The 23,791-nt window shown below is 51.5% G+C and carries 22 protein-coding genes; 14 read left to right on the top strand and 8 right to left on the bottom strand.

The features are described 5' to 3' along the window. Positions 1-3 precede the first annotated feature (3 nt). The 5 genes from TALK_RS03455 to TALK_RS03435 all read right to left on the bottom strand — a co-directional run bounded on the left by TALK_RS03455 (position 4) and on the right by TALK_RS03435 (position 4,442). Positions 4-1,044 carry an ABC transporter ATP-binding protein gene (locus TALK_RS03455; RefSeq protein ID WP_085615918.1) on the bottom strand — a complete coding sequence of 347 codons (1,041 nt, stop codon included), beginning with the start codon at positions 1,042-1,044 and terminating at the stop codon, positions 4-6. Between the two features lie 3 nt (positions 1,045-1,047). Next, positions 1,048-1,233, bottom strand: a complete 186-nt coding sequence (locus tag TALK_RS03450) for a DUF2160 family membrane protein (protein ID WP_085615916.1) — start codon at positions 1,231-1,233, stop codon at positions 1,048-1,050. Between the two features lie 4 nt (positions 1,234-1,237). After that, a complete protein-coding gene (locus TALK_RS03445; protein ID WP_085615915.1) occupies positions 1,238-2,089 on the bottom strand; it encodes a carbohydrate ABC transporter permease in 852 nt (283 codons plus the stop codon). Continuing rightward, complete coding sequence (locus tag TALK_RS03440) at positions 2,086-2,961, bottom strand: carbohydrate ABC transporter permease (protein ID WP_085615913.1); 876 nt, start codon at positions 2,959-2,961, stop codon at positions 2,086-2,088. Before TALK_RS03440 ends, TALK_RS03445 begins: the two co-directional genes overlap by 4 nt. Before the next feature lie 71 nt (positions 2,962-3,032). Next, complete coding sequence (locus TALK_RS03435) at positions 3,033-4,442, bottom strand: ABC transporter substrate-binding protein (RefSeq protein ID WP_085615911.1); 1,410 nt, start codon at positions 4,440-4,442, stop codon at positions 3,033-3,035. A gap of 193 nt (positions 4,443-4,635) precedes the next feature. On the opposite strand from TALK_RS03435, the gene TALK_RS03430 reads away from it, so the two are divergent. Genes TALK_RS03430 through TALK_RS03420 form a run of 3 tightly spaced genes read left to right on the top strand, consistent with a single transcriptional unit; the run spans position 4,636 to position 6,603 of the window. Continuing rightward, complete coding sequence (locus TALK_RS03430; RefSeq protein ID WP_085615909.1) at positions 4,636-5,601, top strand: sugar-binding transcriptional regulator; 966 nt, start codon at positions 4,636-4,638, stop codon at positions 5,599-5,601. Next, the gene (locus TALK_RS03425; protein ID WP_085615907.1) at positions 5,598-6,281 is read left to right on the top strand and encodes an HAD family hydrolase; all 684 of its coding nucleotides are present in this window, start codon (positions 5,598-5,600) and stop codon (positions 6,279-6,281) included. The genes TALK_RS03430 and TALK_RS03425 overlap by 4 nt, the downstream gene beginning before the upstream one ends. Positions 6,282-6,315: 34 nt before the next feature. Beyond that, a complete protein-coding gene (locus tag TALK_RS03420; RefSeq protein WP_245829645.1) occupies positions 6,316-6,603 on the top strand; it encodes a RidA family protein in 288 nt (95 codons plus the stop codon). Positions 6,604-6,694: 91 nt separating this feature from the next. Here the strand turns inward: TALK_RS03420 and rhaI are convergent, their stop codons facing one another. Next, positions 6,695-7,993: an L-rhamnose catabolism isomerase gene (gene rhaI / locus TALK_RS03415; protein WP_085615905.1), complete on the bottom strand. Its 1,299-nt coding sequence runs from the start codon at positions 7,991-7,993 to the stop codon at positions 6,695-6,697. A 42-nt stretch (positions 7,994-8,035) separates the two neighbouring features. Beyond that, complete coding sequence (locus tag TALK_RS03410) at positions 8,036-10,138, bottom strand: bifunctional rhamnulose-1-phosphate aldolase/short-chain dehydrogenase (protein ID WP_085615903.1); 2,103 nt, start codon at positions 10,136-10,138, stop codon at positions 8,036-8,038. 165 nt (positions 10,139-10,303) lie between these two features. Between TALK_RS03410 and TALK_RS03405 the strand changes: the two genes are divergently transcribed. From TALK_RS03405 to TALK_RS03375, 7 genes are all read left to right on the top strand, one after another. Further along, positions 10,304-11,161 (top strand): DeoR/GlpR family DNA-binding transcription regulator, encoded by an 858-nt coding sequence (locus tag TALK_RS03405; RefSeq protein WP_342746132.1) that lies wholly within the window; start codon positions 10,304-10,306, stop codon positions 11,159-11,161. 70 nt (positions 11,162-11,231) lie between these two features. Beyond that, complete coding sequence (gene rhaS, locus TALK_RS03400; protein WP_085615899.1) at positions 11,232-12,218, top strand: rhamnose ABC transporter substrate-binding protein; 987 nt, start codon at positions 11,232-11,234, stop codon at positions 12,216-12,218. A gap of 138 nt (positions 12,219-12,356) precedes the next feature. Beyond that, positions 12,357-13,847, top strand: a complete 1,491-nt coding sequence (locus TALK_RS03395) for a sugar ABC transporter ATP-binding protein (RefSeq protein ID WP_085615897.1) — start codon at positions 12,357-12,359, stop codon at positions 13,845-13,847. Between the two features lies 1 nt (position 13,848). Further along, positions 13,849-14,841 carry an ABC transporter permease gene (locus TALK_RS03390; RefSeq protein ID WP_085615895.1) on the top strand — a complete coding sequence of 331 codons (993 nt, stop codon included), beginning with the start codon at positions 13,849-13,851 and terminating at the stop codon, positions 14,839-14,841. After that, entirely contained in the window at positions 14,841-15,872 is a 1,032-nt protein-coding gene (locus tag TALK_RS03385; protein ID WP_085615893.1) for an ABC transporter permease, read from the top strand. The genes TALK_RS03390 and TALK_RS03385 overlap by 1 nt, the downstream gene beginning before the upstream one ends. A 4-nt stretch (positions 15,873-15,876) precedes the next feature. Next, complete coding sequence (gene rhaM, locus TALK_RS03380) at positions 15,877-16,191, top strand: L-rhamnose mutarotase (RefSeq protein WP_085615891.1); 315 nt, start codon at positions 15,877-15,879, stop codon at positions 16,189-16,191. Then, on the top strand, positions 16,188-17,600 hold the full coding sequence (locus TALK_RS03375) for an FGGY-family carbohydrate kinase (RefSeq protein WP_085615889.1): 1,413 nt from the start codon (positions 16,188-16,190) through the stop codon (positions 17,598-17,600). Before rhaM ends, TALK_RS03375 begins: the two co-directional genes overlap by 4 nt. A 242-nt stretch (positions 17,601-17,842) precedes the next feature. On the opposite strand, the gene TALK_RS03370 is transcribed toward TALK_RS03375, so the two are convergent. Beyond that, positions 17,843-19,237 carry an aminotransferase-like domain-containing protein gene (locus TALK_RS03370; protein WP_085615887.1) on the bottom strand — a complete coding sequence of 465 codons (1,395 nt, stop codon included), beginning with the start codon at positions 19,235-19,237 and terminating at the stop codon, positions 17,843-17,845. A 140-nt stretch (positions 19,238-19,377) separates the two neighbouring features. On the opposite strand from TALK_RS03370, the gene dctP reads away from it, so the two are divergent. From dctP to TALK_RS03350, 4 genes are all read left to right on the top strand, one after another. Beyond that, a complete protein-coding gene (dctP, locus tag TALK_RS03365) occupies positions 19,378-20,400 on the top strand; it encodes a TRAP transporter substrate-binding protein DctP (protein ID WP_245829644.1) in 1,023 nt (340 codons plus the stop codon). An 89-nt stretch (positions 20,401-20,489) separates the two neighbouring features. Continuing rightward, positions 20,490-21,008 (top strand): TRAP transporter small permease subunit, encoded by a 519-nt coding sequence (locus TALK_RS03360; protein ID WP_085615883.1) that lies wholly within the window; start codon positions 20,490-20,492, stop codon positions 21,006-21,008. After that, positions 21,005-22,318: a TRAP transporter large permease gene (locus tag TALK_RS03355; RefSeq protein WP_085615881.1), complete on the top strand. Its 1,314-nt coding sequence runs from the start codon at positions 21,005-21,007 to the stop codon at positions 22,316-22,318. The genes TALK_RS03360 and TALK_RS03355 overlap by 4 nt, the downstream gene beginning before the upstream one ends. A gap of 18 nt (positions 22,319-22,336) precedes the next feature. Next, the gene (locus tag TALK_RS03350; protein WP_085615879.1) at positions 22,337-23,614 is read left to right on the top strand and encodes a hydroxymethylglutaryl-CoA reductase, degradative; all 1,278 of its coding nucleotides are present in this window, start codon (positions 22,337-22,339) and stop codon (positions 23,612-23,614) included. Positions 23,615-23,791: the final 177 nt, after the last annotated feature.

Below are 23,791 nucleotides of genomic sequence, written 5' to 3'. Positions count from 1 at the left end.
GTTTCACCTAATCCGTTTGCCAGTTTCTGCCGAGAAGAAAAGAGCCTGGCTGTCAGCAATGTCGAAGTGAAGTTCCACGCCCAGTTCCGGGCGGTATTTCTTGTCGCATCGCAAGATGACACGATCCTTATCCATCTGGAGCACAACATAAGTCGCCTCGCCAGTAGGTTCGACCTCGTAAACAGTGCCACGAAAGCGCCCATCTTCTGCCAGAACCACGTCTTCAGCACGAAAACCAAGGGTCAACATGCCATCAATCGGGGCCTTTAAACCGGTGACTTTTTCTGTGGAAAATGTCCCACCTGTTGCCTGACCCGAAACAAAATTCATCGACGGAGACCCGATGAAGCCCGCGACAAAAAGGTTATCGGGATCGTCATATATCTGATCCGGTGTTCCGACCTGCTGAATTTCGCCATCCGAAAGCAGAACCACACGATCAGCAAGTGTCATGGCCTCAATCTGATCATGGGTCACATAAATCATGGTGACACCAAGCGACCGCTGAAGATGTTTAATTTCCGCACGCATGGCGACACGCAGCTTGGCATCAAGGTTCGAAAGCGGCTCATCCAAAAGGAAAACGGCCGGATCGCGCACCAAAGCACGTGCAAGCGCGACACGTTGGCGTTGCCCGCCCGAAAGATCACGCGGATACCGTGCGAGATAAGGCAGAAGATCGACCTTGCCTGCGGCTTCTTCGACCTTCTGAACTCGATCGACCTTGCTCGCCTTGGCGACCTTAAGCGGATAGCCGATATTTTCAGCAACGGTCATATGCGGATAAAGGGCGTAGTTCTGAAATACCATCGCGACATTACGTTCGCGCGGATGGGTATTCGTAACATCCTTGCCCCCCATCATAAGGGTGCCGCTGGAAATCGTTTCCAACCCGGCGATCATGCGCATGGTCGTCGATTTCCCGCAACCCGATGGGCCCAGAAGAACCAGGAATTCGCCATCCTCAATATCAAGATCAATGGCTTTTAAAATGGTGAGCTGTCCAAAGGATTTTTCGACGCTCTGAAGGGTGACTGAACTCATTTATTATCCTTTCCGGACGATCCACTGGCCGATAACCAGGGAAATCACGGTCGCAATCCACAGGGGGGCAAACGGTTCGATGAACCGCATCCACAGCAGCGCCAGCGCCACAAACAGCACAACGGCGATAAAAACCCTGTCAAATGTGTTGGTGTTGATTGGTAGAAAGCCATTTCTATGTTCAGACATCACATCATCCTTTCACTGCGCCAAAGGTAAGCCCTGCAACAATATGCCGCTGGACAAGCGCAAGAACGAGTGCTGCGGGAAGAAGTGTGAGCATGGCAACTGCGGCCAATTGCCCCCAGTTCGTACCCGTTACAGTGACGAATTCTGCAAGGCCCGTGGTGATGGTCCGCGCATCAACCGATGTCAGCGTGGATGCAAACAAATACTCATTCCAGGCAAAAACCCAGGTCAGGATCGCAGTGACCGCAAGCCCCGGCTTTGCCAACGGAAAGATGATTGTTGTCAACACGGTAAAGGTTGACGCGCCGTCAACATATGCTGCTTCGTCAAGTTCCCTCGGGATACCATCGACAATCCCCTGCAAAAGCCAGAAGGCAAAAGGCAGGTTAAACACGCAGTACAGAAGAACCAGTCCCAGACGCGTGTCGAACAAGGACCAGTCGCCAACCCGGAACCACAAGGTAAACATCAGGAAAAGTGGCAGAAGGAACACCGCTGGTGGTGCCATACGATTGGTCAGCACCCAGAAAAAGATGTTGTCCTTACCTACCAGTTTGTAGCGTGACATGGCATAGGCTGCCAGCAACCCCAGAACAGAAACCAGAACCGCATTGGATGTGGAGACGATCAGGGAATTAATCATATATTTCTGGAATGTCGGATTGGACAAAACCGCTTGGTAGTTTCCCCAGGTCATCCGCGAAACATCAAGCAGAAAGCTCGGCGTACCAAACAGGTCGACACGCTGGCGAACTGATACAAGAAACATCCACCAAACCGGAAACAAGGTCATGAATGACAGGACCAGCCAGAATACGAAGGTCATCAAAGGTGAACGTATAAAACTGCGGGTCATTGTTTGTTATCCTTCATGCCTGTCATCGCGACATAAAGCAGCCAGCAAATGACAATGGTCATATAAAGCGCCAGCAGCGACATCGCAGAACCATAGCCGTAGTCGGTTTTGGGAAAGACCACGCGCCAAATATGCAGGCCAATGAAACGTGTTTCAGCACCCGGACCACCACCTGTCAGCATCCAGACCTCATCGACAGTCCGTAATGCATCCATCAGACGAATAAAGACCGTGGTCAGTAAAACCGGCTTCATGAACGGCAGGATGATGTCCCAGAAAATCTGCCATTCGCGGGCACCGTCTATGCGCGCCTGCTCGATCGGTTCTCTGGGCAAATTGGAAAGACCGGCTAGCAATGTTAGCGTTACCAACGGCGTCCAGTGCCAGATATCCATCAGCACGACGGTAATAAATGCCTGATCAGGAAACCGCGAAAGAATATAAGAGACATCAAACCATTTCTGCAGGAAATGCGGAATTGGACCGAGGCCGGGGATTGTCAGGAGACGCCAAGTTGCCCCCACCGCAATCGGAGCAACCATCAACGGCAACGTGTGGATCGTCCGAAACACCCCTTTGAACGGGACATTGCGACTAAGCAGTTTGGCAAGGCCAAACCCGATCACAAGTTGGCTGGTTACAACAAAAAAGGTGAATTTCAACGTCAGCCAGATCGAATACAGAAATGCTTCGTCGAACACCAACCTGCGAAAGTTCTCAACTCCGGAAAAATGCGGATCCGGGTTAACCGCAAAAGTGTTCCAATCAAAGAAGGACACGACCAGAACATATAGAAATGGCAATAGTCCGGTAATAAACAGAATAAAAAGCGTCGGCGCAATCAGCAGCCAGCCTGTGGTCGAATTTCGCATTACGGCAAGTCTCCGGTCGAATGGTTTCAATCCGGCGGGGCAATAACCCCGCCGGATTTGCAGTCAATGGATCACTTCTTGCTGTAACCGAGTTGCTTCAATTCGGCATCCGCAGCGGCAGCTGCTTTGTCGAGTGCCTCATCTGCCGAAAGCTGACCGATGATCGCTTCGTAAATGAACGGAGCAACAGCTTCGCGCACCTGGGCGTGGAATGGATATTCAGGCGCACCTTTAAACAGGTAGCCCTTTTCCTTCATCAACGTGAAATAGCCATCGGCTTTGGCATCCTGGGCAAGCACCTTTGGATCATCATAGGTTGCCTGATGTACAACACGCGAACCGGCAAGCGCCCAATCGGCCTGTACCGAAGGCTGTCCGATATATTCAAGCCAAAGCAACGCTGCATCTTTTCGCTTGGAAGAATACGGGATACCAAAGGCACCACCATCGTAATAACCGATATATCCTTTGCCAGCTTCGGCATCGGCCATCACGCCGTCATTCATTGGCGGCAAGGTCACACCGACTTTTCCGACCACGGTAGACTTTTCGGGATTGGTGGCAATCCAGGCTGCATTTTCACCATAGACCCAACCCTGAGCCGCCCGGCCCGCCGCAAAGGTGGATGCGACTTCATCCCAGGTGGATGCGGTTGCTTCGGGCGGTGCAAAATCAAGCAAACTAACCCAATAGGCCAATGCCTGCTTTGCGAGCTCCGAATTCATCTGCCCGCCATTTTCAACAGATGCGGCACCGGCATCCAGATTGATACCCCAGTTATAAACACCATAGGTCGGCGCAATTGATTCGAAGAATTCATAGAAGGACGCGGGATGACCGGAAGCTGCCTGAACCGTCGTCCCCCAAAGCTGATCGCCCGGACGGGTGAAAAACTCGGCAATGTCACGATATTGTTCAAAGTTTTTCGCCGGAGCCAAATCGTATCCGTACTTTTCCTTAAAAGCAGCCTGCTCTTTTGGGTTTTCGAACAGATCCTTGCGGTACAGATAAACCTTGATAAAGGCTTCCATTGGCACACCGAAGACATCACCGTTTTCATTACGGAAATTGTCGATGAAGGTAGTGAAATCATCGAAACTAAAATCTGCTGACTTCAATTCCGGCTTGTTCGCAAGAGCTTCGGAAAGGTCGACCAGAAAATCCCGCGCAAGGTAGGAATAGATGATGTCCTGTTCGATATAGACAAAATCATAGATGCCCGAATTGGCCTCCATATCCTTGATGGCCTTATCGTACATCTGATCCCAGGACGTCGTCTCGAACTCAACCTTGATGCCCGTTGCCTCGGTAAAGGCTGGCGCCAAAACATCCCGGACATAGTTCGAGGGGGGGGTGCTTTCTGAAACACCCCGGATGGTTTCTCCTTTAAGATCGGCGGCCGCATCAGACCAGAAATCGGCCATTGCCGGCTGTGCAATGACAAGAGACACCAACGTAGTAGCCAATAAGCGTTTGATCATTTTTTCCTCCCATTTCGACCTTTATTCGGCCTTGTCTGAGCCAGGTCGATACATTGTGGATATTCCCAGCCCGAACACATTTACAATTGATAAATATTAAATACAAGTGTAAATATCCATTTGTAACTATTGATTTACAAATGGATATAGGGCAGTAAAGCGCATTTATAACGCCAAATTTCCGGGGCAGAGGATGTCAAACGAATTACATAACGACAGTGAAAGTGAAGCCTTTTTGGCTGAGGTTTGCTGGCATTATTTTATCAACGAGATGACACAGTCTGAGGTCGCTCGCCTTCTTGGCATTACACGCCTAAGGGTCAATCAGGCAATCAAGACCGCCCGTGAAACCGGACTGGTAAGGGTGGAAATTCAATCGTTCCATACAACGCGACTATCTCTGCAGCAGAGGCTTAAAAATCGACTAGATCTTGCCGAAGTTATTGTTGCTCCCGCCAATCGCGAAGCTCACGACTATCATCAACCAGTTGGCGCGGCGCTTGCGGCACTTCTTGCCAACGGATTGCGAGAAGGCCAATGGAAATCAATCGGTGTTTCCTGGGGGATGACCCTTAAAAATACGATCACACGGCTACCGCGCCTTTCCCTGCCCGAAGTTGAAATTGTGTCAATGATCGGGGGAACTTCGGAAGGTGCATCGTTCAACGCATTTGGTGTTGCTTCCGGCTTTGCCGACCGTCTGGGGGCAAAATATGCGCTATTCGCTGCCCCCATTTATCTTTCACCAAGTGCGGATCGTTCAATTTTTCTTTCTGATGCCGTTTTTCAACGCCATCTCAAAAAGCTAACCATTTTAGATGTTGCCGTTCTGGTCGCTGGCGACCTGTCTGATAAGTCATTTCTAATGTCTTCGGCAGTCCCGCCGCACGTGACCGCAGACGATCTGGCGGCAAAAGGCGCGGTCGGTGATATTCTGGGCCGCTTTCTCAATGCTCATGGAAATGAAATTGATCATGAAATCAACAGCTGTGCTGTTGGAATGGATCTAGAAGAACTTTCAAAAGTTCCCGAACGCGTGCTTGCCGCTGCGGGCAAACATAAAGTCGAAATCATCATCGCCGCCATTCGACGCGGCCTCGTTACAACACTTGTCACAGACGATATTACTGCCGAACTAATTTTGGAAAAACTTGAATGAAGCCATCAATAATTTTTGATTTTGACGGCGTCCTGGCGAACAGTGAAACCATTGCCTTGGCAGAACTTCAAATTCTTTTGCACGAATATGGCATCGAAGTTGAAATGCCTGCTTTGATTGAGAAATTCCTTGGTGCGTCTCTGCCTCAAATCACGAGCTTCGTCACCGAACACACCGGAAAAAATGTCCAAAACGAATTTCACGCCACTTGGTATGAAAGACTCTTCACAAGATACGAACAGGAACTCGAACCGGTTAGCGGAGCCATCGAACTTCTTGACTGGCTCGATGCGGAAAACGTCAAATATTGCATAGCATCTGGAAGTTCCTATCACCGCCTGAGTTTTGCACTTGAATGCATTTCCCTGACCGAACGTTTTAAAGGCAGGGCATTCAGCGCAGAATCCGTTTGCATTGGAAAACCCGAACCCGACATTTTCCTGTTTGCAGCAAATCAGCTTGGTGTGTTCACCAATAAATGCATCGTTCTTGAAGATTCATTCTCCGGAACAATAGCAGCCCGGCGTGCCGGCATGCCCTGTATCGGCTTTGTCGGCGGAGGTCACCTATCAACGACCTCAGACTCCCACGCCACGCGCCTGAAAACAGCCGGAGCTCAAGAAGTGATCCGATCACACGCCGAATTCCGATCCATTCTTGAACCTGCAATGAACAAATAATCTGGAAATATTCATCGTCTAATGATGTGATGGTGTGCTTTATTTCGGTGGTTTGGTAGCCGACGACAAAAGCAAGAACATGAAGGGCCAGACGGAAGAAATTTGCGCAAAAATTGACACGCTTCTTGCCGAAGCAGGGTCCTCGAAAGAAAATTTGCTGACTGCCATGATTTACATTTCTGACTTTGCTGCAAAAGACAGAATGAATGAAGCTTGGCTTGAATGGCTTCCTGCAAAATATCTGCCAACACGGGCAACAATCGGTGTTGCAGAGCTTGGTAAAGACACCCTCATCGAGGTCGTGGTTTCTGCCGCAAGGTAGCTTATTCAAGGCGGCGAAAAGGCTATCTTTTTAAGTATTGTTGTTAAGCGGCAGAAAAGCGCACATTTATCATCAGCAAGCTGATCTGCAACTACACGATACCGCCGCCGCTTCCTTTGCTGGCCGGACGTATCTTGGCGACGTCGGCACGGTAACCGGCCTTGCGATAGGCAACAATTGGGTCAATCGCGCCGCCTGATTTCTGACGCGCCATGGCAAGGATCGGCGAGACGTCGGTGTTATAGGCCTGTTTAAGCGTGCGATTGGCCATCATCACATCGTTTTCGTTCTGATAACCTTCCAATGCAGTCCGGTCGACAAGCAGTGCCTGCACATAGGCACGTTGAACTTCAATCGCACTTGCAATCAGGCTTTCAATCGGATCGGTGACATTGTGTGATTGATCCAGCATATAAGCCGGATCAAACTTTTCAGGAGCACGACGTTTCGCGTCAACCAGCTCGTTAAACACCAAAAACAGCTGATAGGGATTGATCGATCCGCTATCGAGGTCGTCATCGCCATATTTGCTGTCATTGAAATGGAACCCACCAAGTTTTCCGAACTGGAACAAACGCGCCACAATCATTTCAATATTCACATTTGGCGCATGGTGCCCAAGATCAACAAGGCAGGATGCCTTTGGCCCAAGTTCGGTTGCCGCCAGATAGTTACTGCCCCAATCCTGAATGACTGTGGAATAAAACGCCGGTTCAAATATCTTATGCTCAATGAACAATTTCCAGTCATCGGGCACACCGGCATAGACCGACTTCATCGCATCCAGATAACGTTCAAAACTGCGTGTAAAGCTTTGCTGACCGGGGAAATTCGTGCCATCCCCGATCCAGACGGTCAGCGCCCTTGAACCAAGCGCTTTGCCAATTTCAATACATTCAAGATTATGCGCAACCGCCTGTTCGCGCACTGCCGCGTCCGTATGGCTAAGACTTCCGAACTTATAAGACCGGTTCTGATCATCCTGATCCTGAAACGTGTTGGAATTCATCGCATCAAAGCCAAGACCATAGCCCGACGCGATTTCACGCAATTCAGACAGGTCATCAACCTTGTCCCACGGAATATGCAGCGACACGGTCGGAGTTGCCCGGCCCAACTGTTGGATCACCGCACAATCGGCCAGCTTTTCAAAAATATTGCGCGGCTCACCCATACCGGGAAAACGGGCAAAGCGTGTCCCCCCCGTACCCACGCCCCATGACGGAATGGCAACAGCAAAATCAACCGCCGCCTTGGTCAGTACATCAATATCAATCCCGCGCCGCGAAAGCTGTGTACCAAGCGCGCTATAGTCGCTTTCAAGTGCGGCAATCCCGACATCATTTTGTTCGGCAATCAAATCGACAGAAATGGGGGCCTGTGAAGACATTTGGGTTCCTCCCGGGCTGTTTATTTGCAGCCCTGTATTTGTTTAGCGGGTGAAGGACGGTGCGTGACCGGCATCAACATTAACCACATTTCCCGTCGATTTTGCTGCATTGTCCGACGCAAGGAAATAGATTGCCTCGGCAATGTCTTCGGGCAGAACGCTTAGTTTCAGCATGCTACGCTGACGATAATGTTCTTCAAGCTGATCAGGCGCCATATCATAGGCCTTGGCACGCTGTTCACGCCATTCCCCCGACCAGATTTTCGACCCGCGCAGCACCGCATCCGGGTTGACCACATTAACCCGAATGCCAAACGGCGCGCCTTCCAGCGCCAAACACCGCGCCAGATGAATTTCGGATGCCTTTGCCGTGCAATAGGCAGATGCCCCCGGCGATGCCACCAAACCATTTTTCGATGCGACAAACACCATACTGGCGGAACGTTTTTGCAGCTTCATGATCTTAAATGCTTCGCGCGCAACAAGGAAATATCCGGTCGAAAGGATATCCATATTACGCTGCCAGACTTCCAGACTGGTTTCGTCAATCGGGGCTGCCGATGAAATCCCGGCATTGGACACCAAAATATCGATCCCGCCAAATTCAGCGCAGCTGTCATGCATCAGTTTAATCACCGATTCTTCGCTGGTGACATTCACCGGAAGACCGCGCACCTGATCCTTGCCAAATACGCCCTGTAAATCAGCAACCGCGCCAGCAAGTCCATCGGTGTCGATATCGCAGGCAACAACACAGGCGCCTTCCTGCAGCAATCGGCCACAAGTTGCCTTGCCAATGCCCCCGGCCCCACCGGTCACCACAGCCACACGACCGGCCAGACTTTTAGCTTTGGGCATGCGCTGTAATTTGGCTTCTTCAAGCAACCAATATTCAATATCAAAGGCTTCCTGCTCGTCCAGCCCCATATAGGTGCTAACCGTGTCAGAACCGCGCATCACATTGATCGCATTGACATAAAACTCACCCGCAATACGCGCTGTTGCCTTGTCCTTGGCAAAGGACAACATCCCGACCCCCGGGATCAGATAAATCACCGGATTGGGATCACGGATCGCCGGGCTGTTATCGTGTTTACAACGTGTGTAATAGGATTTGTAATCTTCGCGATAAGCGGCAAAGGCATCAGCCAGTCCATCGATTACCGCATCCAAATTGGGATTTTTCGGATCAAAATCGATGATGATCGGGCGAATTTTTGTACGCAGGAAATGGTCCGGGCAGGATGTGCCAAGGGCGGCAAGTTCGTTCAGCTTGTTGGAGTTAACAAATTCCAACACCGCATCACTGTCATTGAAATGGCCGATCTTGCGTTCACTGGCATCAATGAAACTGCGAACACGCGGCATCAGGGTCGATGCGATCGAATGGCGGGTTTGGGCATCAAGGCTTTGATGGCGTACACCGCCAAATATTTCAACACCGTCGGTTTTCGCATCGAACCAGACAATTGCTTTGTTGATGATATCAATCGTGATGTCGTAGCATTCCTTGGCGCTGTCCCCCCAAGTGAACAAGCCGTGACTTTCAAGAACGACCCCCTTGCTATTGGGGTTGTCATTAAAATATGCCTCAAGCATCAGACCAAGCTGATAGCCCGGGCGCCTCCACGGTAACCAACCAATATCATCACCATAAATTTCCTGCGTGATCGTGCGACTGTCCTTGGCCGCGGCAATTGCAATCACGGCATCGGGGTGCATGTGATCAACATGGGGCTTATCGATATAGGCATGGAGGGGCGTATCAATACTCGCCGCACGCGGATTAAGGTTAAAGGTACAATGGGGCAGATAGGCCACCATTTCGTCTTCGAATTCCTCGCCGCGATACAGACCTTTGAGCGCGCGCAGCTTATCCATATAAAGAGTCGAAAAACCGTCCAGCTTCATGCTGCCGACGTCACCGCCCGACCCCTTAACCCACAAGATTTCGACATCCCCACCCCCAAGCGGATCTTTTTGCCAAACCTTGGCCGAGGTATTGCCACCACCAAAGTTTGTGATGCGCAAATCCGAACCAAGCAGATTGGAACGATACAGCAATCGCTCAGGCTCGCTTAAGCCCGCTGCGTGTTCTGCATTCCATTTGTTTGGAAGAAGAGTGCCTGAAGGAACAGAGGACATGATCCGATAACCTATCGCTTGGACGTTATACATGGCGGTCTGCTAGAAATGCGATTGCCGCCTCCCATTTTTTTCAAGCAAGTAACCCGGATTTCGATCACAGTCAATCATAAACGGTCATTTTCTTTCAATATTGCACCGCAATACGATCTATTATGACATTTTATGTTTGACAATGATCGAAATTGCGCGAATATCAGACAAACGGAGCCCTCAAATATGCATGAACGTGAACGACATAGATTGATCTTGCGCGCAGTCGGAGAACGACCGGTGGTCACGGTCGTCCAGCTTGTTGAAATGCTGGATGTTTCCGAGGCCACCATCCGTCGCGATATTGCTGCCCTTGACGAAGACGGCAAGCTGCGCCGTATCCGGGGCGGCGCAGAAGCCATCAATCCGGTCACCAGCCAGCATTTGCTAGGCCGTCCATTCTTTGTGACAAAGACGCTTAATGTTGCGCAAAAATCGGCAATTGCCGCCAAGGCAGTTGAAATGTGCGAACCGGGCGATTCGATTATCATTCACGGCGGGTCAACCACCTATCAAATGGCCCCGCTGCTTAAAACAACAAAGATGCAGGTTCTGACCAACTCGTTCCCGCTGGCGGATTTTCTGACCAAGCACAGCGAAAACAGCGTGGTTGTCCCCGGCGGGACGATTTACCGCGAACAGAACATTATCTTAAGCCCGTTCGAAAGTGACGTGATCCATAACTTTTATGCGTCCAAGGCATTTGTCGGCGCACAGGGCATCAATTCAATGGGATTAATGGAAAGCGATCCCATGATCATCCAGTCCGAACAGCGCCTGATCGCACAGGCCGAAAAACTGGTGGTGATGATCGACAGCAGCAAGTTTTCCCAGCGCAGCAATATGTTCCTATGCCGTCTGGACAATATCGACACCCTGATTACCGATGACGGTATTCGCGATGAAGACCGCACGATGATTGAACGTGCGGGCGTCAACATTGTCGTCGTCAAAGCAAGAGAAGAAGACCACAACACGGCAAGCGCATAACCCAAAAGGGACAAAAGATCCCTGTGCGTTTGCCAACAATAAAAGCAACATTTATCACGGAGGAAACGTTATGAAGTTCAAGAAGTCTTTGATGGCTGCGGCCATCTTTGCCATGGGGATGGCAAGTGTTTCGGCACAGGCCGCCGATCCGGTACGGGTTGGTCTTGTGGTTAAATCGCTTGGCAATGGTTTCTTTGAAGCCGCCCGCGACGGTGCAATGGAAGCCGCCAAGGAAATCGGCAATGCCGAGGTTATCTATACTGGCCCGACATCCACCACCGCCGAAGGCCAGATTGAAAGCATCAATGCCCTGATGTCTCAGCGCGTCGATGCAATCGCGGTATCAGCAAATGACCCCGACGCACTTGCCCCGATCCTCAAACGCGCAATGGATCGCGGTATTAAGGTTATTTCATGGGATAGTGGTGTTGCCGATGATGCGCGCATTGTGCACCTGAACCCATCCAGCAACGCACTGATCGGTGCGATGTGCATCAAACTGGCCGCCGATGTTGCCGGTGATGGTGGTGGGGACATCGCAATTCTGTCGGCGACCCCGACATCAACCAACCAGAACATCTGGATCGACGAGATGAAAAAAGTGCTGCCTGATTACAGTCAGCTTAAACTCGTCGACACGGTATATGGCGATGACCTTGCCGATAAATCCTATCGCGAAACCGTCGCCCTTCTAAAAAAACACCCCGATCTTAAAGTCATCGTTGCCCCGACGTCAGTCGGCATTGTTGCCGCGGCACAGGCTGTTGAAGATCAGGGAAAAGTCGGCAAAGTCTTTGTCACCGGTCTTGGCCTGCCATCGGAACTTGCCGGTCATGTTGACGCCGGCTCGGTCAAAAGCTTTGCCATCTGGAACCCGATTGATCTGGGCTATTCGGCAATGATGATTGCCTATCAATTAACCCAGGACGATGAACACATGATGATCAAAGCTGGCCGCATGGGGACCATTTCCTTTGACAAGGACGGCAATGGCGCCATGTCCGATCCGTTCATCTATGACGCATCAAACGTTCACAAGTTTGCTGACATCTTCTGATCCAGAGCACGGAACTGGCGGAAACCCTTATCCTCCCTATAGGCGTTTCCGCCACTCTTTTTCCGATCGCGGATCTGTGGGCGTTCGCAACCGCCTGACAGCAAACTTTCCCGATCCAGACTTAAAGGCTTGAAGACCATGAACAGGCCTGTTCTTGAACTGCGCAATATTTCCAAGACATTTCCGGGGGTCAAGGCACTCGACGGTGTTGAATTGCAACTTTATCCCGGTCAGGTAACCGCCCTGATCGGTGAAAACGGCGCCGGAAAATCAACATTGGTCAAAGTGCTAACTGGCATCTATGCGCCCGATGGTGGTGATATCCTGATTGATGACAAGCCCGTCACGATGCAGGCCGCAACAGATGCCAAACGCCACGGGATTTCGGCCATTCATCAGGAAGCCGTCATGTTTGATGAACTGACGGTGACCGAGAATATCTTTATCAACAATCAAAGCCGCAACATGTTCGGCCTGCTGGACTGGAAGCTGATGCGCACACGCGCCAAAACGCTTCTGGAATATTTGGATGTCAATATTGACCCGGACCTGCCGTTGCGTGAACTCAGTGTCGCACATAAACATCTGGTGTCCTTTGCCGCGGCCCTATCGATCAACTCCAATATCGTCATCATGGATGAGCCAACAGCGTCCCTGTCACATCATGAGATTCAGGAACTTTACCGTCTGGTGCGTCGCCTGCGTGACGAAGGCAAGGCAATCCTGTTTATCAGCCACAAGTTCGACGAGATTTTTGAAATTTGCGACCGTTACACCGTATTTCGCGACGGACAATTCGTCGGAGCCGGTGAAATCAGTGATGTAACCCAGGACGATCTGGTCGCGATGATGGTCGGCCGCACGGTCAATCAGATCTATCCCAAAATCGAAACCGAAATCGGCGATACGGTCATGTCGGTCAACGGCCTGTCCCACCCGACCGAATTTGACGATATTGATTTTAACCTGCGCAAAGGCGAAATCCTTGGGTTTTATGGCCTTGTCGGCGCCGGGCGCAGCGAAGTCATGCAAGCGCTTTTTGGCCTGACGCGGACATCATCGGGTAGCATGAACTTGAATGACAAACCGTTCAAACCACGCAACCCCGGCGACGCGATTGATCAGGGATTGGTTTACGTCCCCGAAGACCGCCAACATCAGGGCACAATCCTGACCCTACCGATTTTTCAAAACATCACCCTGCCCCAGCTTGGCGGATTATCACGGTCTGGCTTTATCGACATGGCCCGCGAATATGACGTCGCGCGAAAATACGCCACCCGCCTTCAACTAAAAGCCGCCAGTCTGAGCGAAAATGTTGAAAACCTGTCAGGCGGGAACCAACAAAAGGTCGTTATCGGCAAGTGGCTGGCGACCAATCCCAATGTCATCATTGTCGATGAACCGACCAAGGGGATTGATATCGGTTCCAAGGCCGCGGTTCACAAGTTCATGGGTGAACTGGTCGCACAAGGATTGTCCGTCATTATGGTGTCGTCGGAATTGCCCGAAATCATGGGTATGGCCGACCGGGTGATCGTCATGCATGAAGGTCGCATTGTTGCGCGCTTTGACCGCGATGACATGACAGCCGAGGCCATTGTTACCGCCGCGACAGGTGCATCATAAAATGAAAAACACATCCCTGATCGGTAAACTGATTTCGCATCGCGAATGGTTACTCGCTGGCATCATTGCTCTGATGCTGGTCGGTGTTGGCTCGACCGCGCCGTTCTTTATAAGCCCTGGAAATCTGGCCGAAGTATTTGACGACACAGCGATCCTGATCATGCTGGCCTGCGCACAGATGCTGGTCATCTTAACACGCTGCATTGATCTTTCGGTGGCATCGAACATTGCCTTTACCGGCATGTGCGTGGCCCTGATTAACGTCGCCTATCCCGATACACCCGCCCTTGTCACATTAATCATGTCGATTGGCATTGGTGGTGTTCTTGGTGCGTTTAACGGAATTCTGGTCTGGCTGGTCGGCATTCCATCCATCGTTGTGACCCTTGGCACCATGAGCATCTATCGCGGCTTTGTCTTTCTGCTAAGCGGCGGTGAATGGGTCAATGCCCATGAAATGACGCCGCAATTTCTGGCCCTTCCGCGGGCAACCTTCCTTGACCTTACTGTGCTGTCATGGATTGCGATTGCGGTCACCATAATCATGCTTGTCTTTACCCGTTTCACCAAAACCGGATTGTCGATCTTTGCGGTTGGTGGCAACCCCAAGGCTGCGGTTTATAGCGGGCTTAATGTCGGTAAATATCAATTCATTACATTTTGCATTTCAGGTGCGGTTGCGGGTATGTGCGGTTACCTTTGGGTATCGCGTTATGCGGTTGCCTATGTCGAAGTCGCCGTTGCTTTTGAACTTCAGGTGGTTGCGGCCTGTGTGATTGGCGGCATCAGCATTGCCGGTGGCATTGGTACCATCTGGGGGGCCGCCCTTGGCGCTATCTTCCTTGGCCTGATCAATAATGCCCTGCCGGTGATTGGCATTTCCCCCTTCTGGCAATTGGCAATTTCGGGGCTTGTGATTGTTCTGGCTGTGATCATCAATTCACGCAGCGAAAAACGGGGTGGCCGCCGCATCCTTAGGGAGGCACATCGATAATGACTGAAGAAGTGTTAAAACACCCGATGACCAAGGACCTTCCCGACGACCTGAATAACGGCCTGCGCCGCAAGCTGATGCGCTGGGAAACATTGTTGATGTTTTTTGTCGCGATTGCGTTTTTCACCAACACGCAAATATCGCCCTATTTCCTTGACCCATGGAGCCTTTCAGACGCGACATTCAACTTCACCGAAAAGGCAATTATTGCCCTGCCGATGGCGCTTTTGATCATTGCGCGCGATATCGACCTTTCGGTGGCGTCAACCATTGCACTGGCATCCGTTGCCATGGGCTTTGCCAATACCATGGGAGCAGGCCCCATCGAACTTGCGGTCATCGGCATGGCCGTTGGCACGATTGCCGGCTTTATCAATGGCTGGATCATCACCAAGTTCGATATCCCGGCGATTGTTGTGACCATCGGCACCATGAGCCTGTATCGCGGTATTGCCTATATCGTACTGGGCGATGATGTCTATCGCAGCTATCCGTCCGATTTTGCCTTTTTCGGGCAGGGCTATGTCTGGGGTGTTCTATCGTTCGAGTTCGTCCTGTTTCTTGTGCTTGCGGTTGGTTTTGGCATTCTGTTGCACAAGACAACCTTTGGCCGACGCGTTTATGCGATTGGCAACAACCCCACAGCAGCGTTGTTTTCAGGCATCAATGTCAAACGTCACCGACTGTTTTTGTTTACGTTGGTTGGTCTTTTCGCCGGGCTTGCCGCCGTCCTTTTGACATCGCGTATCGGGTCAACCCGCCCGTCAATCGCCACGGGATGGGAACTTGAAGTTATCACCATGGTTGTTCTGGGCGGGGTCAATATCCTTGGCGGGGCTGGCAGCATCTTCGGGGTCTTTATCGCCGTCTTCTTGATGGGGCTTGTGACCTTTGGCATGGGACTTATGAATGTGCCCGGCATCGTCATGTCCATCTTTACCGGGCTTCTTTTAATCCTTGTGATCGGCACCCCGATCATCTGGCGCCGGATATGGGCAGCCCGCAAAATGCACTCAAACAGCCGGAACTAGCATCATGGGGAAAATTGCCTTTAAAATGCAGCTAAACCCCGGTCAGGCTGGCGAATACAAGAAACGCCATGATGAAATATGGCCCGATCTTTGCAATCTTTTGCGCGATACTGGCATATCAGATTACAGCATCTTTTTAGATGAGCAGACCAACATCCTGTTTGCCGTATTAAACCGCACGGACAATCACACGATGGACAGCTTGCCAGACCACCACGTCATGCAACGCTGGTGGGGTTTCATGGGCGACATCATGGCAACCAATGATGATGGCAGCCCGGTCAGTAACCCGCTTATAGAAATGTTCCATCTGCCATGAGCAAGCCATCCGCGATTGCCGTGATTGACATTGGCAAGACCAATGCAAAACTTGTGGTCTGGGACCATCAGGGCGGTCATATCCTGTTTGAAACGGATCGGCCCAATCGCTCGATTGACGGCCCGCCCTATCGCCACCTTGATACGGATGGCTTGTGGGAATTCTATCTATCGGCTCTGCATACCGCATCCCAAGACATTATAATCGGCAAGATCATTGTCACCACGCATGGGGCAACAGTTGCGGTCCTGAACGACGAAGGTTTAGCCTTGCCAATCCCCGATTACGAAAACACCTATCCAGACACCATCAACCACGCCTATGACACCATACGCGATGCCTTTGAACAAAGCCAAAGCCCTCGACTTCCGGCCGGGTTAAATTTTGGTCGGCAGATTTTCGCACTTGAAGAAAACTTTGCTGACCAAATGTTAAAAACAAACGACTTTTTGCCCTTTCCGCAATATTGGGCTTGGAAGCTTTGCGGTGTTAAAGCAAACGAAGTCACATCCCTTGGCTGCCACTCAGACCTGTGGCGCCCGCATCAAAAAGACTGGAGCCACCTGGCAAAATCACGCGGCTGGGATCTAAAATTTCCACCTATGCGTAAGGCAGGTGATGTGCTTGGGCATATTCGAACCGATATCGCCCGTAAAACAGGCATTCCAGAAGATTGTCAAATCTATTGCGGTATCCATGACAGCAATGCATCGCTTCTGCCACTGATCAACCGCCTTGATCAGCCTTTCACGCTGATCTCATCTGGAACATGGACCATTTGCTTTGCCATCGGCAGCAAAACAACACCGGAACTCAACGAAGAACGCGATACACTTTGCAATGTTGATCTGAACGGAAATGCGGTGCCAAGTGCGCGCTTCATGGGGGGGCGCGAATATGGCATTCTGGCGAACGGCAACCGGAAAACACCCACAACTGCAGCGATTACCCGATTGATTGACAACGATTGCTTTGCCATTCCGTCATTTGCGGATGCCGGTGGTCCCTTTGCCCAACACCCGGGGTACATAAAAAACCGCCACGCCCTCAAAACACCCAAAGACGAAGCCGCATTGGCGACCCTTTATTGCGCACTCATGACGGATTACTGCCTGGATATGATCAAGGGAGCAGGAACAATCGTCATCGAAGGCCCCTTTGCCGAAAATCCGACTTTGTGTGGGCTTCTTGCGCAACTGCGCCATGATCAAACCATTTTGGCAACACCTGACAGCGCTGGCACAAGCTTTGGTGCCGCCATTCTGACGATGAACGATCATGCAATTCCACAAAGAACCTTTACGACGGTCCTCCCTAGCACTTGCCGCGCGCTCGAAAGCTATAAACATGAATGGTGTAAAATGCTCCCGGCTGCGGTCATATCAGACAGCAAACCTGACAGCGTTTGACGAAGCGTTAACTGACGGCATGAAACCATCTGCCATTGGACGCAGAAACTCGCCGCTTACATGCACGTCGCCCCACTTAATCTTCAAAACAAGAATAAAATGCTTCAGGAGCGAAATGCTAAACTCTTGGTACACCGCAGCATCTGCCTAATACGACGTTCGGGTCCGACGTCATGAATATCTTGACCAGTTAACGTGACAATGCCGCCAAAACATTGAACGCTACCTCCCATTCACCTGCTCTATTGATTTTTTAAAAACCTCGTCAAGAAATCGATGAAACGCGGATCGCTACCATTGGCAATATTGACCCTCATAGCAGGCAAGTTGCGTGTTTTACGATTGGGTGAAAAGACAGAACCCGGAGCGATAAAAATTCTTTCCTTGCTTGCTGCCTGACACATTTCCAGTTCGTTTACCGTTTCAGGAAACTCTGCCCAAAGATAAAACCCCGGTATTGTACTTTGCCGTACCTTCAGGCCGATCTCTTCCAATTGGGAAAAGGTGGTATTATAGGCTTCTTGTACGCGGGACTTAAGCCGCCGCAAGTGCCGCAAATAATGCCCTTCCTGAATAAGGTTAAAGACAAACCGCTCGACATAAGCCGACGATGCAACCGACGTGATCATCTTTATGTCGTTCAAGGCGCGGATAATCGATGGATGCCCGGCAACATACCCACACCGCAAACTTGCCGACAGCGTTTTGGAAAAGGTGCCGACGTAAACGACGTGCTTTAACTGATCAAGAGCCGCCAATCGCGGCAAGGTCGCCGGAAGAAGATCACCAAGCGCATCGTTCTCGACCAAAAGAAACCCCCAGCGTTCTGCAAGTTGCATCAAGCCAAATGCCACAGAGGGGGAAAGTGAACTGCCTGTCGGGTTGTGGGCATGGGATTGTGTGAAGAATATTTTCGGCCGATGTACCGCCAGTTTGGCTTTCAGGTCATCAAGATCAGGTCCGTCGTGGTTTCGACGCACACCAACAATTTCCGCTTTCGCAAGGGTAAGCTTGCCAAAAAGCGGATAATAGCCCGGGTCATCGACAAAGACCGTATCGCCCGGCTCAATCAGATGCCGCACAATAAGGTCCAGCCCATGATTTATCCCATGCGTCAAAAGCAGACCATCGGGCTGGGCCGCAATCGACCGGTCCATAAGAAGCACCCTCAGGCGCTCGCGCAACGGGCCATACCCCCACGGGCTGCCATATCCGAAATCAACCGGATTGGAAGTGGCCACCTTGAAATTCGTAAAATAACGCCGTAATTCCGCGCCCTCTGTCCACGCCGTCGGAAGGCGCCCATCGCCGGGGCGTACCTCGTAATGTTGATCCAATTGTTCACGCAGCAGCGACACATGATCAACTGCGGCAACGATATGGGGTGCGGGTTGCGCCGGTGTAGGAGGACGAAATTGCGCAACGTAATATCCCGACCCCGGTCGCGCCTCAAGCAATCCCCGCGCAACGAGACGGTCATATGCCTCTGCCATCGTGTTTTTCGAAACGTCGTATTCAATGGCGGCCTGACGTACAGACGGCAATCGCTCAAACGCTTTATAGGCACCTGCCTCCAGAAGCCCGCTAACGTGTAAAACAATGCGATCAACCCGCGAAGTCCGTTGGCCCTGTGACATGCGGACAACCGTCCCTTCATTTTACTGGGACAGTCATGGAATTTTTCCCGTTATCTGTCCCTTGATTGTTCCCTAAGATTCTAGGACAGTTTCAACCAATAAACAATAAATCCATAAACGGGAGGACGACTATGATTAAAATGAACAGACGCAGCCTTTTGGTTGGTGCCGGTCTTGGTGGTGTAGCTCTTGCTCTGCCCTCGGCGGTTCGCGCACAGGATGCTATCCAGTGGCGTATGCAGGCACTTTGGGATGCCGGTACAACCCCTTTTGAATTTGAAAAGCGTTTTGTGGAACGTGTGGCGGAACTGACCGACAACAGGTTCCAGATCACGCTGTTTTCCGCCGGCCAACTTGTCCCTGCAAGTCAGGCCTTTGACGCCGTGCGTTCAAACGCCTTCCAGATGATGAAAACATTTGATGGATACGAAGCCGGAAAAATCCCGTCATTTGCCTTCACATCGACGATCCCCTTCGGATTTCCCGAATCAGATCAATACGAAGCATGGTTCTACGAACAAGGTGGGCTGGATTGGGCACGCGAAGCCTATGCCAAGGCCGGGCTGTTCTATATCGCGCCAACAGTCTATGGCGAAGAACCCATCCATTCGAAAGTCCGAATGGAAACAATCGCAGACATGGCCGGTAAAAAGGGCCGTTTCGTCGGGCTTGCTGCGGCTGTCATGGCCGAGCTTGGTGTTTCTGTCACACCGATGGCAACATCCGAGGTTTATTCCGGTCTGGAAAAAGGCCTTATCGATTTTGCCGATCGCGGCGACCTGACAGCAAACTACGAAGCCGGTTTGGGCGAAGTCGCCAAATATATCATTCTGCCCGGCGTTCATCAGCCGACAACCGCGACCAGTTATGTCGCGAATACGGCTGCCTATAATGCCCTTCCAGACTCCTTCAAAGCCGCCCTTGCGGTTGCTGCCCGTGAAATATCAGGATCGCTGCGCCAGCATATTCTTGTGCAAAACGTTCACGTTCTCAAAAAATACGAGGAACAAGGCGTCGAAATCATTCAACTCGATCAAGGTGATATTCTTGCAGCCCGTCTGAAAGCCGTCGAAGCATGGAAAAAAGCAACAAAAGATGACGAACTGGCAACCAAAATACTCGATAGCCAGATCGCATTTATGACGTCGCTCGGCCTGCTTTAAAACCGGCAATCTGATAGCGCGGGCGAAAAAATCAGCTTCGCCCGCGCCCTCCCCCTGTTCTTCCTCACAGGAATGCGACCAGTATCCATATGACATTCTTTTGCACCATCATAACCGGCACGAACCGGGTACTGTTCGTACTCGCCGCTGCGATTATCTTCTCGGTTGTTCCGATGCTGCTTTACGAGGTGGTCGCACGATATGTATTTGATGCGCCGACCGTTTGGGCAATGGAAGCCAGCACACTGGTTTTTGGCCCGCATTTCATGCTTGCCGGTCCCTATCTTTTGCATCTGAAATATCACGTCGCGGTTGATATTCTCAGCGCAAACCTGACCGGCTGGAAACGCCGTGCAGCCGAAATTTTTGCCAATACTGTCATCGCGGCCTTTGCGGCTTTACTGGCCGCCGTAAGCTGGCCGCTGGCGACAAGTTCCTATGGAATGGCCGAAACCAGCTTTTCCGCGTGGAACCCATCAATATGGTGGCTGAAATTTATTGTTCCCTTTGCATTTGTCATGCTTTGCGCCCAAGCGATCGTCGAAATCATCAATGTTGTGCGCCAGCCTGATGCACAAAATGATGTTCAAAAGGAACACAGCGCATGACATCCATAGCTGTCCTTGCGGTCATGTTCACCAGCCTGATCGGGTTGCTCCTGACAGGTGTACCGCTCGCCTTTACGCTGGGGGCGCTCGCCGTGGTCTTCACGGTCGCCCTTTGGGGCACTTCGGCCCTTTCGATTACAGTTCTCAATCTGTTTTCGACCATGACATCGGAATCCCTGCTGGCGATCCCGCTTTACGTCATGATGGCCAGCACATTGCAACGATCCGGTGTGATCGAAAGCCTTTACAAAGCGATGGAGCTATGGTCGCGCCGCCTTCCCGGCGGTCTCGCCGTCGGAACCATTGTGATCTGTACCATCATTGCGGCGATGACCGGGATTGTCGGTGCTGCGGTTGCTGCAATGGGCATGTTGGCATTGCCATCGATGCTTAAACGCAAATACGACCCCGAACTGGCGATTGGCGCAATTTGCGCCGGGGGGACGCTGGGCATTCTTATCCCACCGTCGGTCATTACCATCGTCTATGCGGTAACAGCCCAGGCATCCATTGGACAGATGTTTATTGCCGGTATTGCACCGGGGTTGCTTCTGGCGTCGCTTTACATTGCCTATATCGTTCTCAGGGCCACATTTAAGCCATCGGTCGCCCCAAGGCCGCTTGATGAACAACCAGCAACATGGCCCGAACGAATTGCGTCGCTACGTTCGCTTATCTTGCCGTTGCTGATTATCGTTGGTGTCCTTGGTACCATTTACATGGGGATCGCCACCCCCACCGAAGCCGCCGCCGTCGGTGTGGCCCTGGCTATGATTTCGGCCATCATTGAGCGGCGCTTTGGCCGGGAACTGATTACCGGCGTTGCATTGGATGTCGTCAAGGTGACGACAATGATCCTGTGGATCACCATAGGGGCACGTGCCTTTGTCGCCGTTTTCACCGGTACCGGCGGGGCGGATTTCCTGCTTGGCTTTATCGAAAATCTGGACGCCAGCCGATGGATCGTTCTGGCAACAATGCTTGGCATTCTGTTCTTTCTGGGCATGTTCCTTGATGAAATCGGGATCATTCTTCTGTGCGTACCGGTCTTTCTTCCCGTGATCGATTTTCTCGGTTTCGATCGATTGTGGTTTGGCGTCCTGTTTCTTGTATCGGCCCAGATGGCCTATATATCGCCGCCTTTCGGCTACACGCTTTTTTATATGAAAGGTGTCTTGCCGCCGAATATCGGCATGGGAACAGTCTATCGCGCCATCGTGCCTTTCATCGCGCTTCAGGCGCTTGGCATTTTGATCTGCGTCATTTTCCCCGAGCTTGTGCTCTGGCTCCCCCAATCCATGTTTAAATAACGAATAGCAGGACGTCCTATGAGCAACCTCAAATCATCCCGCATTGAAGGCCTTCACAAGATGCCACCCGAGGCGCGTCTGCGCGCCGTCGCACAACAGGCCGACCTGAAAGAAGAATACGTTGACGTCCTGTCAGCGGCGGCATCGGGTCAAATCACACTGGCAGATCGTCTGGTCGAGAATGCAATTTCAAGCATGGCCATTCCAATCGGGATCGCGACCAACATGATTGTCGACGGCCAGGAAATGCTGGTCCCGATGGCAACCGAAGAATCATCTGTCATCGCCGCGGTGTGCAATTCGGCCAAACGTTGCAGAAGCACCGGGGGTTTTAAAACCTCGACCAGCGGCCCGATCATGGCGGCTCAAATTCAGCTTGTCGGTGCGACCGACCCTGAAAACGTGCGCCTGAAAGTTCTCGAACGTTTCGACGAAATCAAAGAGATCTGTGACACTGTTGATCCGCTGCTTCTGAAATTCGGCGGTGGTTTCCGTGACCTCGATATCCGGGTTATCGACACTGCCGAAGGTCCGATGACCATTGTCCACATTATCGTCGATACACGCGATGCCATGGGGGCCAATGCTGTCAACAGCATGGCCGAGGCGCTTGCGCCGAGGCTAGAGGAATGGACCAAAGCACGCAGTATTTTGCGTATCCTCACAAACCTTGCCGACCGGCGGGTTGTTCGGGCACGGGCGGTCTGGCTTCTGGACGAGATTGGTGGCGAACAGGTCCGCGATGATATGCTATCGGCATATTATTTCGCAGATGCCGACCCTTATCGTGCGGCAACACATAACAAAGGCATCATGAACGGTGTCAGCGCCGTGGTTCTGGCAACCGGAAACGACACCCGCGCAATCGAAGCCGGGGCGCATGCCTATACGGCACGTGACGGTTGGTATCGTTCCATGTCACGTTGGGAAAAAGACGCCGACGGAAATTTGGTTGGCATTCTGGAAATGCCAATGGCGGTCGGCCTGATTGGCGGAGCCACCAAAATCCATCCCACGGCACAGGCCAACCTGAATATTTTAGGGGTAAAAACAGCCGACGCTTTGGCCCGCATAATCGTTTCTGTTGGTCTTGCCCAAAACTTTGGCGCCATGCGTGCGCTTGCCACCACAGGCATCCAAAAGGGGCACATGGCGCTTCATGCGCAAAACGTCGCCCTTATGGTCGGGGCGACCGGCCCAGAAATAGATCAGGTTGCCAACGAATTAAAATCTATTGGTAAAGTCAGACAAGACATCGCAGAAGAAATTCTGGCCCGCATTAGAAGTGAAAAATGATCTGACAAAGGCTGCGTACAAAGCCCTTGCTCTTGCGAGGGCTTTGTATTTCGATAGAACAAGTTCAGATGCTTAGATCCGGACATTGTCATGTTAATCAGCCAATATCTTCAACACCTCGATAGCCGTGGAAAAACCGAAAGTAGACCCAAACGGTCGTTAACGTGACAATGCCAT

Source organism: Thalassospira alkalitolerans, from assembly GCF_002115745.1.
GTDB classification, from domain to species: domain Bacteria; phylum Pseudomonadota; class Alphaproteobacteria; order Rhodospirillales; family Thalassospiraceae; genus Thalassospira; species Thalassospira alkalitolerans.
Note: the sequence above shows the minus strand (reverse complement) of the source record. Positions and strands in the feature narration are given on the sequence as shown.

What these genes read in the sequence shown, in the direction of transcription:
- TALK_RS03455 (WP_085615918.1), bottom strand. Translation starts at nt 1,044, where the DNA reads ATGAGTTCAGTCACCCTTCAGAGCGTCGAAAAATCCTTTGGACAGCTC.
- TALK_RS03450 (WP_085615916.1), bottom strand. Translation starts at nt 1,233, where the DNA reads ATGTCTGAACATAGAAATGGCTTTCTACCAATCAACACCAACACATTT.
- TALK_RS03445 (WP_085615915.1), bottom strand. Translation starts at nt 2,089, where the DNA reads ATGACCCGCAGTTTTATACGTTCACCTTTGATGACCTTCGTATTCTGG.
- TALK_RS03440 (WP_085615913.1), bottom strand. Translation starts at nt 2,961, where the DNA reads ATGCGAAATTCGACCACAGGCTGGCTGCTGATTGCGCCGACGCTTTTT.
- TALK_RS03435 (WP_085615911.1), bottom strand. Translation starts at nt 4,442, where the DNA reads ATGATCAAACGCTTATTGGCTACTACGTTGGTGTCTCTTGTCATTGCA.
- TALK_RS03430 (WP_085615909.1), top strand. Translation starts at nt 4,636, where the DNA reads ATGTCAAACGAATTACATAACGACAGTGAAAGTGAAGCCTTTTTGGCT.
- TALK_RS03425 (WP_085615907.1), top strand. Translation starts at nt 5,598, where the DNA reads ATGAAGCCATCAATAATTTTTGATTTTGACGGCGTCCTGGCGAACAGT.
- rhaI (WP_085615905.1), bottom strand. Translation starts at nt 7,993, where the DNA reads ATGTCTTCACAGGCCCCCATTTCTGTCGATTTGATTGCCGAACAAAAT.
- TALK_RS03410 (WP_085615903.1), bottom strand. Translation starts at nt 10,138, where the DNA reads ATGTCCTCTGTTCCTTCAGGCACTCTTCTTCCAAACAAATGGAATGCA.
- TALK_RS03405 (WP_342746132.1), top strand. Translation starts at nt 10,304, where the DNA reads ATGTTTGACAATGATCGAAATTGCGCGAATATCAGACAAACGGAGCCC.
- rhaS (WP_085615899.1), top strand. Translation starts at nt 11,232, where the DNA reads ATGAAGTTCAAGAAGTCTTTGATGGCTGCGGCCATCTTTGCCATGGGG.
- TALK_RS03395 (WP_085615897.1), top strand. Translation starts at nt 12,357, where the DNA reads ATGAACAGGCCTGTTCTTGAACTGCGCAATATTTCCAAGACATTTCCG.
- TALK_RS03390 (WP_085615895.1), top strand. Translation starts at nt 13,849, where the DNA reads ATGAAAAACACATCCCTGATCGGTAAACTGATTTCGCATCGCGAATGG.
- TALK_RS03385 (WP_085615893.1), top strand. Translation starts at nt 14,841, where the DNA reads ATGACTGAAGAAGTGTTAAAACACCCGATGACCAAGGACCTTCCCGAC.
- rhaM (WP_085615891.1), top strand. Translation starts at nt 15,877, where the DNA reads ATGGGGAAAATTGCCTTTAAAATGCAGCTAAACCCCGGTCAGGCTGGC.
- TALK_RS03375 (WP_085615889.1), top strand. Translation starts at nt 16,188, where the DNA reads ATGAGCAAGCCATCCGCGATTGCCGTGATTGACATTGGCAAGACCAAT.
- TALK_RS03370 (WP_085615887.1), bottom strand. Translation starts at nt 19,237, where the DNA reads ATGTCACAGGGCCAACGGACTTCGCGGGTTGATCGCATTGTTTTACAC.
- dctP (WP_245829644.1), top strand. Translation starts at nt 19,378, where the DNA reads ATGAACAGACGCAGCCTTTTGGTTGGTGCCGGTCTTGGTGGTGTAGCT.
- TALK_RS03360 (WP_085615883.1), top strand. Translation starts at nt 20,490, where the DNA reads ATGACATTCTTTTGCACCATCATAACCGGCACGAACCGGGTACTGTTC.
- TALK_RS03355 (WP_085615881.1), top strand. Translation starts at nt 21,005, where the DNA reads ATGACATCCATAGCTGTCCTTGCGGTCATGTTCACCAGCCTGATCGGG.
- TALK_RS03350 (WP_085615879.1), top strand. Translation starts at nt 22,337, where the DNA reads ATGAGCAACCTCAAATCATCCCGCATTGAAGGCCTTCACAAGATGCCA.